Origin of the sequence: Pseudoprimorskyibacter insulae, from assembly GCF_900302505.1 — a bacterium.
GTDB lineage: Bacteria > Pseudomonadota > Alphaproteobacteria > Rhodobacterales > Rhodobacteraceae > Pseudoprimorskyibacter > Pseudoprimorskyibacter insulae.
The window spans coordinates 292,024-309,348 of sequence record NZ_OMOJ01000002.1; the positions used below are offsets into that span (position 1 = coordinate 292,024).

Sequence of the window (17,325 nt, forward strand, 5' to 3'; positions counted from 1 at the left end):
AGTCGCTTGGCATCGCTCTTTCGCTATGCCACCCTCCCCCGAAAGAGGAGCGCACCGCATATGAGATTGATCACAACGACCTTGGTCATCGCCGCCTTGGCGACAACGGCCTTCGCCCATGGCGGTGTGCGCAATGCGGCTGTGAAGGCCCGTATGGATGTGATGGTCACGATCAAGGACGCCACGGGTGTTCTGGGCAATATGGCCAAGGGCAGCACGCCCTATGATGCCGCGCAGGCCGCGGCGGCCAAGGCTGCCCTGATCGCCGCAGGGGCGCAGGTGGTCCCCTTGTTCGAAGCGCAGGAAAAAGACCCCAAGTCCGAAGCGCTGCCTGTGATCTGGAAACAGTGGGACGACTTCGCGGTGAAATCGGCCAATATGGTCAAAGCGGCAGAACAGATCGATACGGCGTCACTGGATGGCATTCGCGGCACGCTTGGTCCCTTGGCCAAATCCTGCCGGCAATGCCATGCCAAATACCGGATCGAAAAATAGGGCTAGCCCTCAAGCCCCCAATTGGCATCCTGCATTTCGCGCAACCGGCTGGCGGTGCGTTCGAATTCGAACGTGCCTTCGCCTTCGACATACAGCATCTCAGGCACCGCCGCCGCACTGGCGATCAGCTTGACCTTCGCCTCATAGAGCGCGTCGATCAGCGTGACAAAGCGCTTGGCTTCGTTGAAGTTCTGACGGCTGAGGCGGGGGATATCCTCAAGGATGAGAACGCGCACGTTTTCGGCTAAAGTCAGATAATCACCGGGGCCAAGCATCCGCCCGCACAGATCATAGAACGGCACGCGGGCCATCCCGTTGTGGAACCGTTCCAGCACCAATTGGCGGCCTTTGACGGTCAGGATCAGCTGTTCCTGATGGCCCTTGGTCAAATCGGCCCAGATCGAGTCAATCTCGCGCCGCGCCTCGGGTCCGACAGGGGTGAAATAGACCGGCGATCCGGCAATCCGGTCCTGACGGTAGTCATGCGGCGATACCAGCTCGTGCACCACGAGGGTCTGTTTGATCAGGTCAATGAACGGCAGAAATAGTTGCCGGTTCAGACCGTTCTTATACAGGTCATCCGGCACGCGGTTCGACGTGGTGACCACCACAACCCCGGCCTTGAACAGCGCCTCAAACAGGCGGCCCACGATCATCGCATCGGTGATGTCGGTGATCTGCATTTCGTCGAAGGCCAGAACCTTGACCTCAGAAATCACCTGCTTGGCCACCGGGGCAAGGGCATCCTCGATCCCGGATTTGCGGGCCTCATGCATGCCGGTGTGGATCTCTTGCATAAAGGCATGGAAATGCACCCGGCGCACCGGCACCGTCAGCGCATCGACAAACATATCCATCAACATGGATTTGCCGCGCCCGACCCCGCCCCACAGATACAGGCCTTTGGGCGGCTCTGGCGCTTTGCGGAACAGGCCACGCTTGACGGGTTCGGCCAGTGCGGCGCGAATACGCTCGAACTCGGGCAGGACCGCTTCTTGTGCGGGGTCTGGCGTCAGGGCGCCATCTGCCACAAGGCGGGCATAGATCTGAGGCAAGGATTCCATGTCTCGCCATACCGCGCCCGGCGCCGCTTGTGTAGAGGGCAAGGCCGCGATGTTGTGCGCGTCCCCTGCTTCTTCTCTTTCTTAAATACGCAAAACACCCTTCTGCGCACAGGCGCCGGTTCTCAATTCATTCCGATCCGTGACGCACCGTATCACAAACGGTGAATTGACGCGCCTTATCCGGTGCTTAATGTGGCGCGGCGAACAGGAGACCCCCCAAATGCAAGACCGCGCGCCTCTTATCACCCCCGTCCTTATTGTGTCCGCCATCATTGTCATGGTGGCCTTCGCGGTGCGTGCCAGCTTTGGGGTGTTCCAGATCCCCATCGCCAATGAATTTGGCTGGCCGCGCGCGGAATTCAGCCTTGCCATTGCGATCCAGAACCTGGCCTGGGGCATTGGTCAGCCGATCTTTGGGGCCTTCGCCGAAAAAATGGGCGATCGGTTGGCGATCATTCTTGGCGCGGTGATCTACGCGTTGGGGCTTGTGTTCTCGGCCTTTGCGATCACGCCCGAGGCGATGCAGTTCCACGAAATCCTTGTGGGCTTTGGCATCGCGGGCACTGGCTTTGGCGTGATCTTGGCCGTTGTGGGCCGCGCCGCGCACCCCAAGCACCGGTCCATGAGCCTTGCGATTGCCACGGCTGCGGGCAGTGCAGGTCAGGTGTTTGGTGCGCCGGTGGCCGAATGGATGCTGACCTTCATGAGCTGGCAGAACGTGTTTATCACCTTTGCCGCCGCCATCCTGCTGACGCTGTTGACCCTGCCGATGATGCGCGCACCTGCTGTGGCGTCAAAGGCCGAGCTTCAGGAAACCATGGGCGATATCCTGAAAAAGGCGTTCAAAGATCCGTCCTATACGATGATCTTCCTTGGCTTCTTTAGCTGCGGCTATCAGTTGGCCTTTATGACCGCGCACTTCCCGGCGCTGGTCACTGAAATGTGCGGCCCGCTGTTGCCCGGTGGGGTGCTGCATTCGATCGGGATCACCACGACCTCGGCGCTTGGGGCGGTTTCGATCTCGCTGATTGGTTTGGCCAACATCGCGGGCACTTTGCTGGCCGGATGGGCGGGCAACCGTTGGAGCAAGAAATATCTGCTGGCAGGCATCTATGCGGGCCGGACGATTGCAGCGGCGATGTTCATCCTGCTGCCGATCACGCCGATGACGGTGATCGTGTTCTCGGTTGTCATGGGCTCACTCTGGCTGGCAACGGTGCCACTGACCTCGGGGCTTGTCGCGCATCTGTATGGGCTTCGCTACATGGGCACGCTTTACGGCATCGTGTTCTTTAGCCACCAGCTTGGCGGCTTCATGGGCGTGTGGCTGGGTGGCCGGATGTACGACATGTACGGCAGCTATGATGCGGTCTGGTGGATCGGCGTGGCCGTGGGCGCGTTTAGTGCCATCGTACACCTGCCGATCAAGGAAAACCGCCCCGAGGCCGTGCCTGCCTAAGCGCGCCAGCGGTCCAGAATATAGCGGGCGGTCATCAGATCTAGGTGAGCGCCCCCGCCATTCTTGAACAGGGTGATATCGTCATCTTCGCGGCGAAACGCGCCCGGCGTGTAATAATCGGCCAGAACATCGCTGCGGGTGATGACCCCTTGGTCCAGCGGCGTTTTCAGCTCGCCGATATGGGCAATCGTCGTGTCGAAGCTATCGACAAAGATCCGGGCGCGGGTCAGGGCGGTGTCGTCGGCTTCGCGCATGTCGGGGCGGTATGCGCCGATCAGATCAATATGCTGGCCGGGGCGCAGCCAGTCGCCGCGCAGCACGGGTTCGGTGCTCATGGTGGCGCAGGTGATGATATCGGCCTGCTCCACGGCCTTTTTCAGATCAGTCACAGCTTCGGTATTGGGCAGGGTTTGGGCCAGTTCCATGGCCCGTGCGGCAGTGCGGTTCCAGATCCGAAACTGCGCGCCGGGAAAGCCTGCTGAATAGGCCTCATGCAAGGACCGGGCGACGGTGCCTGCGCCGACAATCAGGATGCGCTTGCTATCGGCCCGCGCCAGTTTCAGCGCGGCACACAGGCTATCGCCTGCCGTTTTCCATTTGGTCACTAGGTGGAAATCGACGATGGCTTGCAAGGTGCCGTCTTGGTCGGAATACAGACACATCCCGCCATTGACCGCAGGTTTGCCAAGCGCATTGTTGCCCGGAAAGATCGTGGCGGATTTCACCGCCAGCCCCAGCCCATCAATCCACGCGGCCCGGTTCAGCAGCGTATCATCGCCCCGGTACAGAAAACTGTCGGTGATTTCGGCCTTGGGGCGTGTGTGCCCGGCGTCCAGCGCATCGACCAGCCCGCGCCAGTCCAATTTTGCCTGACCTTCGGCAAAGGGGATGATGTCGGGCTGGTCCATAGCGTTGTCCTTTTCTACAGCAAGCCGTGGCGTTTCAGGCAGGCCTCCCACCCGGCGGGGCCTTCGAACAGGTGGGTGTTCCAACCACGTGCCTTGGCGGTGGCGATGTTGTCGTGACGGTCGTCGGTAAACAAAAGCCGATCCGGCGCGACGCCGCAATCGGCCTCAAGCGCGGCAAAGATATCATGGTCGGGCTTGGCCATTTTCATATGGCCAGAGATATAGCGTTTGTCGAATTCGGTCAGGAAGGGATAGGCCTTTTCGGCCACCTCAAACGTGCCGACGCCGAAGTTGGTCAACGCAAACACCGGAATTCCCTTGGCCCGGAGCGCCCGCAGCAGGGTGACGGATTCAGGGATCGCGGGGGATGCCATTTGCAGCCAATTGTCGTGCCACATACGGATTTCGTCGCCCCATTCGGGGTGCTGATCGGCAAAGTCGTAAACCGTCTGGCGGAAATCCGCGCCGCGGTCGATCTGGTCGTTCATTTCATGCAGGGGCAGCGCATCGAACAGCGCAATCCGGCGGTCTTTGCCAATGGTGGCGTCATAAAAGACTTCGGGTGCCCAGTGCAGCACCACATTGCCAAGGTCATAAACGACGGCATCAATAGTCATGGAAATCCTACTTTTTCGCGAAGCGCATTTCACGCTCCAATGCTTCTAGAAATCGAGATCGGTCGGCCTTGGAAAATGCACGGCCACCGCCTTGGCGGAAGGGGTCAGCGGCACGAAGGTCGGCCATCAGGTCGCGCATGGCCAGTTGCTGGCCGATGTTCGCCTCGGTGAAGGCGTCGCCATTGGGGCGCAGCACGCGGGCGCCATTGGCCACGCATTTCGCCGCCAGCGGGATGTCAGAGGTGACGACCACATCACCCGTCTTGGCGCGTTCGGCGATCCACATATCGGCCACGTCCGGGCCGTCCGGCACGACCACGGTTTGCACGAAGGGGTTGGACGATGGGCGCAGGCCACCGTTGGATACCAGATGCATGGTCACGCGGTGGCGCGTTGCGACCCGCTCGGCCTCGGCTTTGACGGGGCAAGCGTCGGCGTCGATAAAAAGCGCGGTCATGGTTATCCTCCGGTGACCCAAGCGATGATAAGCGACACGGTGCCGATGCTGATCGCCGTGGAAATCAGGATCGAGGCAGACACGCGTTGTGGCGCGATCCCGTAGTGCTGGGCCAGAATAAAGACGTTCCCCGCCACCGGAAGGGACGCCGCCGACACGATGACGGCCGCTTTGAAATCATCGACCGGGAACAGCAGAAACGCCCCGATTGCGACGAACAACGGGTGCAGGATCAGCTTGCAGAAACTCAGCCAGCCCGCGATTTCAAGCCGTTCTGCCGATTTCGACGCCAGCGACGCGCCAATGGCGAACAAGGCACCGGGGGTGGCCGCACTGCCTAGGATCGACACGAATTCAGTCACCGGTTCGGGCAAAGGCATGGCAAGGCTCGATACCAGAAGGCCAAGCGAGATCGAGACGATCATCGGGTTTTTCAGAAGGCCAATAGCCACGGTGCGAAAAATGGTGATGTCCATTTTGCCTTGGCGCGATCCGGTGACAAGGATCACCAGCAGCGATGAGAACACGATCAGGTCAATCGCCAGCACCAGAATGATGGACCCAACCGCCTGCTGGCCCAGCAACAGCCCAAGCATTGGTACGCCCAGAAAGCCGGTATTTCCAATGGCCGCGCATTGCGCCTCAATCGCGGCGGTAGATGTATCAAGCCGCCGCATGAAAGAAACCGCCATGGCAATGCCATAGGTAAAGGCTGTCCCCCACAGATACGCCGCCGCCAGCCATCCGTCGAAGATTTCACTGAATGACAGGGTGGCCGAAAACCGGAACAGCATCGCCGAGAGGGCGAAATAGAACACGAACTTGGTAAGGTAGGCGGTTGCCTCCTCAGAGAAGAACTTGGTCCGTCCCGCCATGTATCCCAAACCGATCAGGGCGAAAAACGGCAGGGTTTTCAGAAAAATCGCCAGCATAGCAAAGTGGTACCACGCAGCGTTGGGCCGTCAATCGCCATTGCGACCAGATGGGCAGGATTTTAAACGCACAGAATAAGCGATTCGCCGCCGTAAAACGTCGCGGCGCATGTGGATATCTTGTTCTTCGGCCTGTGATAGCTCAGGCTTTGGACTAGATGTCACAAAAGACACGATCGCGCGGTAAGGGGCAAATTTTTAGCATGACTTTGACTCGGTTTCCTTTGGCGGCGCGTGTTCTGGCCTTTGGGCTGGCAATTGGGCTGACCGGTGCGGTTCAGGCGGCCAATATCGAATTGACCGTTGGCAGCGGCGGCGACGATCTTCGCAGTGATCTGCTGGGCGCGCTTGGGGCGCAGGAACTGGTGGCCGATGGGGATACCAGCGGTCAGGATCTGGTCGCCGCGGCGCGGGCCGATTATGCCCGTTTGCTGGCCGCGCTTTATGATCGTGGCTACTATCAGCCGCGCGTGTCGATCCTTGTGGATGGGCGCGAAGCTGCGGCGATTTCGGCCTTCGAAGAACCGGCAACCGTGCAGACGATCAAGGTGGACGTCGACCCCGGCATTCAATTCACCTTTGGCCGGACCCGCGTGGCCCCGATGCCCGCAGGACAGCCCACCCCCGAGGCGCTGACATCTGGCCAAATTGCGGCTTTGGGCAACATCAAGTCGGGCGCACAAGAGGCGATCTCGGCCTGGCGCGACCAAGGCTATGCCAAGGCCGATATTGCACGTCAGTCCATCGTGGCCGACCACCGTCAGGCCCAGCTTGACGTCGACCTCGAGGTCAGCCCCGGCCCGCGCGTCACCTTCGGCAACCTGAACATCAGCGGCACGACCCGCACCCGCGAAAAGCGCGTGCGCGAAATCGCCGGTCTGCCCACGGGTCAGGTGTTTGATCCCAAGGCGGTCGATAAGTCGGCAAACCGCCTGCGTCGGACGGGCGTTTTCTCGATCGTGTCTCTGACCGAGGCCGAGGCGGTGTCCGAAGGTCAGACCCTCGATATCAATGCCGAACTGTCTGAGCGCAAGCCGCGCCGGATCGGGTTGGGGCTTGAATATGACACTGTCGAAGGCGGGCGGATGACCACCTTCTGGATGCATCGCAACCTGTTTGGTGGGGCCGAACGGTTCCGCGTCGAAGGCCAGTTGGCCGGGATCACCGGCGATCTGGAAGGGCTGGATTATTCGGCCAAGGTCAGCCTGTCGCGTCCCGGCACCTTTCACCCGGACAACACGCTGACCGGCACGCTTGGTTACAGCTTTACCGACGATCCGGCCTATAACGCGGAACGGGTCGAAGCCTCAGTAGAAATGCTGCGTCAGATCTCAGACACGCTTGAGGTCAGTTATGGCGTCGGGCTGGTCGGCGAACAGGTCAGCGATGCTTTTGGATCGCGTGAATTTCGGATGCTGACGCTGCCCCTGTCCGGCACGCTGGACAAGCGCGATGACAAGCTGAACGCGAAACAGGGCTATTACCTGAAACTGAACGCCACGCCCTTTGCCGGGATCAAAGGCACGGATAGCGGTCTACGCATGGCGGCGGATGCGCGTGGATATTACGCGCCCGGCGCACAGGACCGGTTCGTTCTGGCGGGCCGGTTGCAGCTTGGGTCGGTCGTGGGGCCGAACACGCGCAATGCACCGCCGGATTTCCTGTTCTATTCTGGCGGCGGCGGTACCGTGCGCGGTCAGGGCTATCAGTCACTTGGCGTGACCCAAGCAGGCGGGCGCACCTCGGGCGGGCTTGGCTTTATCGGCCTGTCCGGCGAATTGCGCGTTCAGACGACGGAAAAGCTGTCGTTGGTGGCCTTCTATGACACCGGTTTCGTCGGCGATAGCCCGACCCCCGGCCAAAACGGCAAATGGCACAGCGGCGCAGGGCTTGGCGTGCGCTATAACACAGGGCTTGGGCCGATCCGGTTGGATGTGGCCGCGCCCGTATCGGGGGGCAAATCGCTTAGCGGTGTGGCCTTCTACGTAGGTTTGGGGCAGTCGTTCTGATGCGTTTTTTGACGGTTTTTCTTTTTGTTGTTGGCCTGGTGTCGATGCCCTTGCGGGCGGTCGCGCAGGATGACGCGGGCTTTCTGGTCAATCTTTTGCAAAAGTCGCTGTCTGGCGCTGGGCGTGAGGTGCGGATCACCGGCTTTGAGGGCGCGCTGAGTTCAAACGCCACCTTGAAACAGCTGACCGTGGCCGATGACAGTGGCATCTGGCTGACCGTCAATGACGTGGTGCTGCGCTGGAATCGCGGTGCCTTGCTGCGCGGGCGGGTCGAAGTGTCCGAACTTTCCGCCGCCGAAATCCTAATGCCGCGCATGCCAACAGCGCAGCCCGCCGCCCCGTCGCCCGAGGCGGGCAGTTTTAGCATTCCTGAACTGCCGGTGGCAATTTCGGTGGAAAAGCTGTCCATCGGGCGGGCCGAACTGGGCAAATCCGTGCTGGGCCAGCCCGCAGTTCTAAGCCTTGATGGTGCGGCGCTTCTGGAAGGGCAGAAGGCCGATATCACGCTGGCATCGTCCCGCGTGGATGGGCGGATGGGCCGGTTTGATACACGCGTGGCCTATGATCCTGACACCCGCAACCTGACGGTTGGCCTGACCTTCGAAGAAGAGGCCGACGGCATCGCGGCCCACGCGCTCAACATCCCCGGCACCCCGGATCTGAACCTGACGGTGCAGGGCGACGCGCCGATTGCCGATTTTCTGGCGCAAATCGCGCTTGAAACCGCAGGCGAGCCGCGCCTGTCTGGCACTGTCCGCGCCGAATTGACCGGCGCTGCGCAGGCGATCACGGTTGACCTTTCCGGTGCGTTAGAGCCGCTTTTGCAGCCTGATCAACGCCCCTTCTTTGCCGGGCAATCGACCATTCAGGCCCGCTATAGCAAGGCCGAAGATGGCCGGATCACGGTAGAGGATCTGGCGCTGCGCAGTGCTCAGTTGGATGTGACAGGCGCGGTGCGGCTTGATGCCGACCGTATGCCGGAATTGGTCGATGTGACCGGTGTGATTGCCGATGCCGCCGGCGGGCCGGTGCGCGTGCCCTTCGCGGGCAAGGCCGAGATTGGCAAGGCCAGTTTTGATCTGTCCTTCGACGCGGGCAAAGGGCAGGGCTGGACCGGCTCTGTCATCGTTGACGGGCTTTCCGCGGAACAGGCGCAGATTGACCAAGTGACTTTGGATGGCACCGGCACGATTGAGCCGGGTCATGTGACCGCCGATCTGACCTATGCAGCGACCGGTGCCAAGCTGGCCAATCCCGATTTGGCGGTCGCCTTGGGCGATGCGATTTCCGGGCAGGTGCAATTGGTGCAGACCAAGGATGCGCCCTTCGACATTCCGTCCTTTGTGCTGATTGCGGCGGGCAGCGTGCTGCGCGGCACAGCATCGATTGCCGATCACGAAAGCGGCGTGATCGTGGATTTGGCCGCCAATCTTCAGACCGATGACCTGTCGCGCTTCTCGGCTCTGTCTGGCCAAGATCTGACCGGCGCGGCGACGCTGGATTTGTCGGGGCAAATCGTTCCGATTACGGGCGCATTCGATCTGTCACTGACTGGGCAGGGCGACGGGCTGGCCGTTGGGCAGGCGCAGGCCGATGCGCTGATGGCCGGAACGGTCGATCTGGCGGTCGATGCCCGCCGCGATGGCCAAGGGTTGGCCCTGCCGCGTCTTGATCTGCGGTCGGATGCGGTGACGCTGGCGGCGAATGGCACCTTGGCCACCGATCAGGCGCAGCTTAATTACGCCCTCACCCTGAACGACATCGCCGATCTGATCCCCGAGGCGCAGGCGGGTGCAGGCTCTGCCGATTTGACCGGCAAGGTCACGCTCGGGGCTGACAACCAACTGACCGGGTTGGAAACGCGCGGGCACATTGGCAACGGCGATGCGCCGGTGCGCATTGCCCTGCCGGACCGCACGGTGACGATGCGCGGCGCTGATCTGACCTTGCTGGCAGATGCCGCTTTGCAGACGCTGAAGCTTGCCGTCGCCGCCAATGACATCAGCACCGCCGAGGCGCAATTGGGCGAGGCGGCTGTGACGGCTGACATTCAATACGGCCAGACGGATAAGGGCGGGCTGGCGTTTGCCAAAGGCCCGGTTGAGGCCACGCTGTCCGGCATTCAGCTATTGGATGCCGCCGTGGCGCAGGCCATTGGCCCCAATGCCACGTTCAAGACCGATCTGACCTTTGAATCCGGCGCACCGCTGACGCTGCGCGATATCACCGGCACGGCGCGAGGGCTGGAAGTCTCGGGTCAGGCGGACGTGCCAATGGGCGGCGATACGCCCCTGCGCTTTGATCTGAGGGCGGCGCTGGCCAGCCTGTCGCAATATTCAGCCCTCGCAGTATCGCCACTGCGCGGGGCCGCCGATCTTCGGGCCGTTGGCACGCAATCCACTGATGCCGGTCTGGCGGTGCAAGTGACCGGCGCGCTTCAGGATTTCACCACTGGCGATGCCGCCGTTGGCCAGTTGATGGCCGGGCGCACCGTGATTTCGGCGGATCTGACGCTGAAAGACGGCGTGCTGCGGTTTGATCCGGCTGAAGCCAGCAACGCCAATGCGTCGGTGCAAGTGACCGGCACGCCCGAAGCGCTGCGCTTTGACGCGCGGTTGCGCAATGTCGGGCTGTTTGCCCCGGACTTCCCCGGCGCGGCGACGGCGACGGGCACTTTGACAAAGACCGGCAACGGCTATCGCGCCGCTGCGGATGTGACCGGGCCAAATGGCACGGCAGCGACGGTTGGTGCGCAATTCGGTGGCGGGGCGCCTATTGCGCTGACGGCGAACGGCTCTGCGCCTCTGGGCTTTGCCAACCCCTATATCGCGCCGCGCCGCCTGTCTGGGGTGGCGCTGTTCGATCTGGCCGTGTCGGGCGGGTTTGCGCCTGCCAATGTCACGGGCACTGTGCGCACGACAGGGGCGCGGCTATCGGCCCCGTCCTTGGCGGTGGCTTTGGCGGATTTGAACGCGACCATCACTTTGGCGGGCGGATCGGCGCAGGTTGCCGTCACCAGCGGCATCACCCCCGGCGGTCGCATGACCGTTGACGGCACCGTGGGTTTGACCGGCGCCATGCAGGCCGACCTGACCGCGCGTCTGACCGATGTGATCGTGCGCCGCGCCGATCTGCTGGATGCACGGCTAGAGGCGGGCGAGATCTTTGTGCGTGGCCCTCTGGCGGGCGATGCGGCGATCACGGGCCAGCTGAACCTGGCGGAGGCGGAAATTCGCGTTCCCAATTCCACCGTCACCGCCTTGGGCGAGATCCCGGATATCACGCATGTCGGCACGCCCGCAGGGGCGGCACAGACGCTGGCCCGCGCGGGATTGTCCCAAACACCGAGCGTCAGCACGGGCAACGGCGGGTCCGGGGTGGCCTATCGTCTGGATGTTTTGCTGAACGCGCCGGGGCGGATTTTCGTGCGTGGGCGGGGGCTTGATGCCGAACTGGGCGGGCGTTTGCGCATCCAAGGCACCACGGCCAATATCCTGCCAAATGGCCAGTTCAACCTGATCCGGGGGCGGCTTGATCTGCTGACCCAGCGGTTCGAACTGGATGAAGGTTCGGCGCAATTGGTTGGGTCGTTCGATCCGACGTTGCGATTGGTGGCGCGGACCGAAAAGTCCGAAACCACCATCAGCATCATCGTGTCTGGCCAAGCCAGCGCGCCGGCGGTGTCGTTCCAATCCTCGCCCGAACTGCCCGAAGAAGAAGTTCTGGCGCTGTTGATCTTTGACAAATCGCTGACCAACCTGTCGCCCTTCCAGGCGCTGCAACTGGCGTCTGCTGTGGCGACACTGGCGGGCAAGGGCGGCGTCGGGACGCTTGAAAAACTGCGCAAGGGGTTTGGTCTGGACGATCTGGATGTGACCACGGCCGAGGATGGCACAGCCGCCGTGAAAGCCGGGAAATACATTTCGGAAAACGTCTATTCAGACGTCACGGTGCGCGCCGATGGCAAGGCCGAGTTGAACCTGAACCTTGATTTGTCGCGCTTTGTGACGGCCAAAGTGGGCCAACGCTCGGACGGTGGGTCGAGCGTTGGGGTGTTCTTTGAAAAGGACTACTGAGGTTACAGCCGGTCTTTGAACGCATCCAGAACGCGGGCATACACCTCGCGTTTGAAGGGCACGATATTGTCCACCAGATCAGCGGCGGGCAACCAGCGCCATTCGCTGAATTCGGGGTGTTCAGTCGCGATGTTGACCTGATCGTCAGTGCCGTGAAAGCGCAGCAGGAACCATTTCTGTTCCTGCCCGCGATAGCGCCCCTTCCAGATGCGCGGCACGATGTCATGCGGCAAATCATATGGCAGCCAATCGGCGGTTTCGGCCTCAACCGTCACAAACTCGGCCAGAACGCCGGTTTCTTCCCAAAGTTCGCGCAGGGCGGCGTCACGCGGGTCTTCGCCTTTGTCCACACCGCCTTGCGGCATTTGCCAGGCGGGTGTGTCGTTATCAAGCCGCTGGCCGACAAAGACATGGCCGTCCTGATTGACCAACATCACACCGACGCATTTGCGGTAGGGCAGCTTGGCGATTTCTTCGGGGGTCATGGCGGGCCTCACATCAATCCGGGGGCAGGGCGGATCGAGCCAGTTTCGACCCCGCGCCAATTGGTGACAGTGGTGTTCATGCGGCGCAGCGTGGCCGGGTGGTCTGCATCGAGCGCGCCAAGGCGGACCAGCAGGGCCGCCGTCGCGCATTCCGCTGCGCGGGTGGCACCATCGGCGGCCTTGATGGCAAAGCCAATGCCGCGTTCTGGCAGGATCGCGATGAAATACCCCTCGGCCCCGGTCTTCAGGGCGACCGGTTCGGAGGTGGCCTGCATCAATTCCGTGCAGGCGCGGCCTTCGCCAGCCACCAGCATCGGGTTGGCGATCATCGCGGCGGTCAGGCGGGCGGCGGCATTGGCCATGGTGCCGGATTTCTTATGCGCCGAGGCAAAGAACGCCATTGCGCGGGCCATTCCGTGCATGGTCGTGGCGTGGTTCGGGGCGGAACAGCCATCAATGCCAAAGTACGGCGTGTCCTGGCCCGTCACCTCCTCAAAAGCGGTTTTGCAGGCAACCTGCACCGGGTGATCCGGGTCAATGTATTCGGGGCCCGCGCCAAGGTGCTTGCCCAATGTCAGGAAGCCCGCGTGCTTGCCGGAACAGTTGTTGTGCAACTGGCAAGGGCTGTCGTCGGTCTTGATCATCTGGCGTTTCAGCGCAGCGTCGCGGGTGGGCTGCGCCCCACAGCGCAGGTCGGGTTCGGCCAGTCCCAGATCTGCCAACCAGCGCGACACCGCATCGACATGCAGCGGCGCCCCTTCGTGCGATGCACAAGCCAGCGCCAGTTGCGCCGATGTCAGCCCAAAGGCATCCGCCGCGCCCGAGGTCACAAGTGGCAGCGCCTGAAGCATCTTGGACGAACTGCGCGGATAGACCACCGCATCGGGATTGCCCCAACTTTCGATGATTTGGCCGGTGTCATCACAGATCACGGCATGGCCAAGATGGACGCTTTCCGCAAGCGGACCGCGCCAGACTTCGCAGATCGGAGCAGCAGTTTGTGTCATAGGCCCTCACAAAGCGGCGATTTGTTGCCAATGGGTGTTTTACGGGGGTGATATTTCAGGCTAAACTGCGCAAGTCGAGTTAAATTTGGCCAAGCCGCAGAACAAGTCCGAACGGGCAGGCGCGGCCAAGGTATTTGAGGCGAAGGACAGCTGGAGGCTGGACATATGACTTCTTTCGTTTTGCGGGTTGCTGCCGCTGGCATTTTGGCACTGGGCGCACATGGTGCATTGGCGCAGGATGACAGTTCGAACCGCGTGAACAACATCACGGATTGGAGCGTTTTCGAAGAAGAAAACCCCAAAGAATGCTGGGCCGTGACCACGTACAAGGAAAGCGTGAACACCAAGGAAGGCCGCGTTGTTGCCGTAACGCGTGGCGATATCCTGTTGATGGTGTTCTACCGTCCCGAAGCGGGCGTCAACGGGCAGCTGGCCTTTACCGGCGGCTATCCATTCGCGTCCGGGTCAACGGTCAACGTGAACGTCGATGGCAATGAGTTTGAGCTTTTCACCGAAGGCGAATGGGCTTGGCCCGCCACGCCGCAGGATGACGCCAAGCTGATCGCTTCGATGAAGCGTGGCCGGTCGGCGGTGGTGACCGCGTTGTCCAGCAAGGGCACTGCGACCAAGGACACATTCTCGCTTTTGGGTGTGACGGCGGCCATCGACGAAGCCGAATCGCGCTGCAAAAAGTAATCCGCCCCGCTGACGGGCCGGACAGATGAAACGCACGAAGCGGGCAGGGGTGACCTTGTCCGCAAAACGCCTTTGGCAAACGCGCACGAATCCTGTATGGAGCGTGCTTCTTTCGAAGGATGACTGTCATGACCGCTGATACGCCCATCACTCAGGACGTTCTGACCATTCCGCGCAAACTGCCGGATGCGAAAAAGGTGAACATTGTGGGCCTGACCCGCGATGGCCTGCGCGATGCGTTGTTGGCGGCTGGCACACCGGAAAAGCAGGTCAAAATGCGGGTCGGTCAGATCTGGCAGTGGGTCTATCAATGGGGCGTGCGCGATTTCCACGCCATGACGAACCTGTCCAAGGCCTATCGCGCCGAATTGGACGACAAGTTCGAAATCGCCCTGCCTGAAATCGTATCCAAACAGCTGTCGGCCGATGGCACGCGCAAATATCTGGTCAAGATCGCGGGCGGCCATGAGGTTGAGGTGGTCTACATCCCCGAAACCGATCGCGGCACGCTGTGTATCTCGTCTCAGGTGGGGTGCACGCTGACCTGTTCCTTCTGCCACACCGGCACGCAGAAACTGGTGCGGAACCTGACGGCGGGTGAAATCATCGGTCAGGTGATGCTGGCCCGCGATGATCTGGACGAATGGCCGGAACCGGGCACCGGAACGGGTGAAAACGGGCCGCGCCTTCTGTCGAACATCGTTCTGATGGGGATGGGCGAGCCGCTGTATAACTTCGACAATGTGCGTGATGCGATGAAGATTGCGATGGACGGCGAAGGCATCGCCCTGTCGCGCCGCCGGATCACGCTGTCGACATCGGGCGTGGTGCCCGAGATTGCCAAGACTGCCGAAGAAATCGGTTGCTTGCTGGCCGTCAGCTTCCACGCCACCACCGATGAGGTGCGCGATAAGCTGGTGCCGATCAACAAGCGCTTCAACATCACGACCCTGCTGGACGCGTTGCGCGAATATCCGCGCCTGTCCAACTCGGAACGGATCACGTTTGAATATGTGATGCTGAAGGATGTGAACGACAGCGACGCCGATGCGCGACGTCTGGTGAAGCTGATCCAAGGCATTCCGGCCAAGATCAACCTGATCCCGTTCAACGAATGGCCCGGTTCGCCCTATCAGCGCAGCGATTGGAGCCGGATCGAGGCCTTTGCCGATATCATCTATAAGGCTGGCTATGCCTCGCCCATTCGCACCCCGCGCGGCGAGGATATCATGGCCGCCTGCGGGCAGCTGAAGTCGGCAACTGAGCGCGAGCGGAAATCCCGCGCCCAGATCGAAGCCGAGGCTGGCCTGTAATCAGGCCAGCAGGTCGAAGAGGTCCGCCCCGGCCTTGACGTTTAGCGACGACTGACCGTCACCATCGACCAGCGCCCACAGCAGGACGCCTGTGGTCTTGTGCGTGATGAACACCTCTTGTGTGCTGGCCGTGCCTGCGCCGTCAGTGCTGGCGCGTTGCACAAGGAAATCGTCCTTGCTGGCCGCGGTGCCATAGAACAGCACATCGCCTTCGGCGGCGTTATAGTCCTGAATCCAGTCCGACCCGTGACCGGCATTGCCGATATGGAAAAACTGATCCGCGCCGGTGCCGCCGTTCACGCGGTCATAGCCAAACCCGCCGTTGATAAAGTCGGCCCCATCGCCGCCAAACAGCACATCGCCCCAGGCCGAACCTGTGACTTGGTCGTCGCCGTCGCCGCCGATCATCGTGTCGGCCCCAAAGCCGCCCGCCAGCGTGTCATTGCCTTCGTCGCCGCGCAGTTCATCATTGCCGTAGCCGCCTTCGACATAGTCGTTGCCAGCCCCGCCATAGACCACGTCGCGCAGGTCGGATTCTGACGCGCCGCCGTAGATGAAGTCATCGCCGTCCCCGCCGATCAAGGTATCGACACCGTCACCGCCAAAGATGAAGTCACTGCCGCCGTTGCCTTTGATGTTGTTGTTGCCATCATTGCCGATCAGCAGATCCTCAGCCGAACCGCCGGATGCGTTTTCGATCTGCGCGCCCTGCGCGATCGAATAACCGCCGGGCAGGCGCTTGCCCGTTTCGGTCAGAACCGAGGAAAAGAACCCGCCCGCCTGCGCTGCGGTGTTCGTCAATTCGGTTTGGGTTGAGGCGTCGATATAGTTAAACACGCCCGAGTTCTGGACCTGCGAAATCAGGTCGGTCACCTTGCTATTGGGAGTTAGCGTCAAGGTCGCGGGCATGAGGTTGATCAACGCATTCGCGCTGCCATCATAGGCGATGCTGTCGGTGCCGCCGGTGTCCCAGATGCCATAATAGGCCCGGCCAACGGACACCGACCCATCGCTGCCATCTACATCCAGTGCTGCGCTGCCCGCGTCGGTCAGAGTGTAGGTTGTCGCGGTGTTGTGGGTCGTGGTGTTCGCGCCATACATGCGTTGCAGCGCGGCGATGTCCAGCGCCATCGGTGTGACAGATCGGCCAAATTCGAACGCTCCTTGCGCGCCGTGGCTGGGGGCGTCGGGTGCCGAGGTGTAGGAAATGATCGTCTGATGCCAGCGATACGGGTCTTGCATGCTTTCGCCGTCTGACGTGGCCCCGGTGCCAAGCGTGGTGCCGCCGCCTTCGTCATGCGGGTGGTTGATGCCAAGCGTGTGCAGCACTTCGTGTACGATGGTCTGGAACCGGTCACTGCCGCCGCCAATTTCCGGCTGCGTCGTGTGTTCGGTCGTCAGGATGTTGAACATCATGATCGGGCGATAATCGTCGACGGGATCTTCGGGGGTGTTCGCCGCGCCAAGGCTTTGATCGTTGCGTTCCTGACCTACTAGATAAGTCGCGTTCAGATCTTCCGACATTTGAAGATCAAGGCCGATATAGGCCTTCACGATGTTCAGCGACAGTTCCAGATCAGTTGCCCAATAGCTGGGCATGTCTTCGGTCATCGAGGTGCTGGCCGGCATTTGGGAATTGAACGTGTTCAACTCATCCGCGTTGTTAAGCTGAACGATGTTGTAGGTCACCGGCCCGTTGGACCAAATCCGATTTCCTTCAATCGGCCTTAGAATGTCAGATGTGGTTGTGTTGTCATGGTCGATTGCGTTGGCCATGCTGTTCCCTCCCGAATAGTGAATAGAATAA

At 61.3% G+C, this 17,325-nt stretch carries 14 protein-coding genes; 6 read left to right on the plus strand and 8 right to left on the minus strand.

Translation table 11 applies throughout. The features are described from left to right. Positions 1–60 precede the first annotated feature (60 nt). Complete coding sequence (locus PRI8871_RS06910) at positions 61–495, plus strand: c-type cytochrome (RefSeq protein WP_108885459.1); 435 nt, start codon at positions 61–63, stop codon at positions 493–495. A gap of 2 nt (positions 496–497) precedes the next feature. Here the strand turns inward: PRI8871_RS06910 and zapE are convergent, their stop codons facing one another. Next, positions 498–1,559: a cell division protein ZapE gene (zapE, locus tag PRI8871_RS06915; RefSeq protein ID WP_108885460.1), complete on the minus strand. Its 1,062-nt coding sequence runs from the start codon at positions 1,557–1,559 to the stop codon at positions 498–500. A gap of 220 nt (positions 1,560–1,779) precedes the next feature. Here zapE and PRI8871_RS06920 point away from each other — a divergent pair, with 220 nt between their 5' ends. Next, positions 1,780–3,018 (plus strand): MFS transporter, encoded by a 1,239-nt coding sequence (locus PRI8871_RS06920; RefSeq protein WP_108885461.1) that lies wholly within the window; start codon positions 1,780–1,782, stop codon positions 3,016–3,018. Here the strand turns inward: PRI8871_RS06920 and PRI8871_RS06925 are convergent. The 4 genes from PRI8871_RS06925 to PRI8871_RS06940 are packed head-to-tail and all read right to left on the minus strand — an operon-like array spanning position 3,015 to position 5,932. After that, a complete protein-coding gene (locus PRI8871_RS06925) occupies positions 3,015–3,926 on the minus strand; it encodes an ornithine cyclodeaminase family protein (protein WP_108885462.1) in 912 nt (303 codons plus the stop codon). The two genes, PRI8871_RS06920 and PRI8871_RS06925, sit on opposite strands and share 4 nt — an antisense overlap. A gap of 14 nt (positions 3,927–3,940) precedes the next feature. Further along, positions 3,941–4,543, minus strand: a complete 603-nt coding sequence (locus PRI8871_RS06930) for an HAD family hydrolase (RefSeq protein ID WP_108885463.1) — start codon at positions 4,541–4,543, stop codon at positions 3,941–3,943. Positions 4,544–4,550: 7 nt separating this feature from the next. Beyond that, entirely contained in the window at positions 4,551–5,000 is a 450-nt protein-coding gene (locus PRI8871_RS06935) for a YaiI/YqxD family protein (protein ID WP_108885464.1), read from the minus strand. A 2-nt stretch (positions 5,001–5,002) separates the two neighbouring features. Further along, a complete protein-coding gene (locus PRI8871_RS06940) occupies positions 5,003–5,932 on the minus strand; it encodes an AEC family transporter (protein WP_108885465.1) in 930 nt (309 codons plus the stop codon). Positions 5,933–6,135: 203 nt separating this feature from the next. On the opposite strand from PRI8871_RS06940, the gene PRI8871_RS06945 reads away from it, so the two are divergent. After that, positions 6,136–7,941, plus strand: coding sequence for an autotransporter assembly complex protein TamA (locus PRI8871_RS06945; RefSeq protein ID WP_181389401.1), 1,806 nt, complete (start codon positions 6,136–6,138; stop codon positions 7,939–7,941). A 44-nt stretch (positions 7,942–7,985) separates the two neighbouring features. After that, positions 7,986–12,017 (plus strand): translocation/assembly module TamB domain-containing protein, encoded by a 4,032-nt coding sequence (locus PRI8871_RS06950; protein WP_219929009.1) that lies wholly within the window; start codon positions 7,986–7,988, stop codon positions 12,015–12,017. Positions 12,018–12,019: 2 nt separating this feature from the next. On the opposite strand, the gene PRI8871_RS06955 is transcribed toward PRI8871_RS06950, so the two are convergent. After that, positions 12,020–12,502 carry an RNA pyrophosphohydrolase gene (locus PRI8871_RS06955; RefSeq protein ID WP_108885468.1) on the minus strand — a complete coding sequence of 161 codons (483 nt, stop codon included), beginning with the start codon at positions 12,500–12,502 and terminating at the stop codon, positions 12,020–12,022. Positions 12,503–12,510: 8 nt separating this feature from the next. Next, positions 12,511–13,509, minus strand: coding sequence for an asparaginase (locus tag PRI8871_RS06960; protein WP_108885469.1), 999 nt, complete (start codon positions 13,507–13,509; stop codon positions 12,511–12,513). 165 nt (positions 13,510–13,674) lie between these two features. Between PRI8871_RS06960 and PRI8871_RS06965 the strand changes: the two genes are divergently transcribed. Both PRI8871_RS06965 and rlmN read left to right on the plus strand, forming a co-directional pair. Next, complete coding sequence (locus tag PRI8871_RS06965; protein ID WP_108885470.1) at positions 13,675–14,205, plus strand: invasion associated locus B family protein; 531 nt, start codon at positions 13,675–13,677, stop codon at positions 14,203–14,205. A gap of 128 nt (positions 14,206–14,333) precedes the next feature. Continuing rightward, positions 14,334–15,518 carry a dual-specificity RNA methyltransferase RlmN gene (rlmN, locus tag PRI8871_RS06970; RefSeq protein ID WP_108885471.1) on the plus strand — a complete coding sequence of 395 codons (1,185 nt, stop codon included), beginning with the start codon at positions 14,334–14,336 and terminating at the stop codon, positions 15,516–15,518. Here the strand turns inward: rlmN and PRI8871_RS06975 are convergent, their stop codons facing one another. Beyond that, a complete protein-coding gene (locus tag PRI8871_RS06975) occupies positions 15,519–17,294 on the minus strand; it encodes a hypothetical protein (protein WP_108885472.1) in 1,776 nt (591 codons plus the stop codon). Positions 17,295–17,325: the final 31 nt, after the last annotated feature.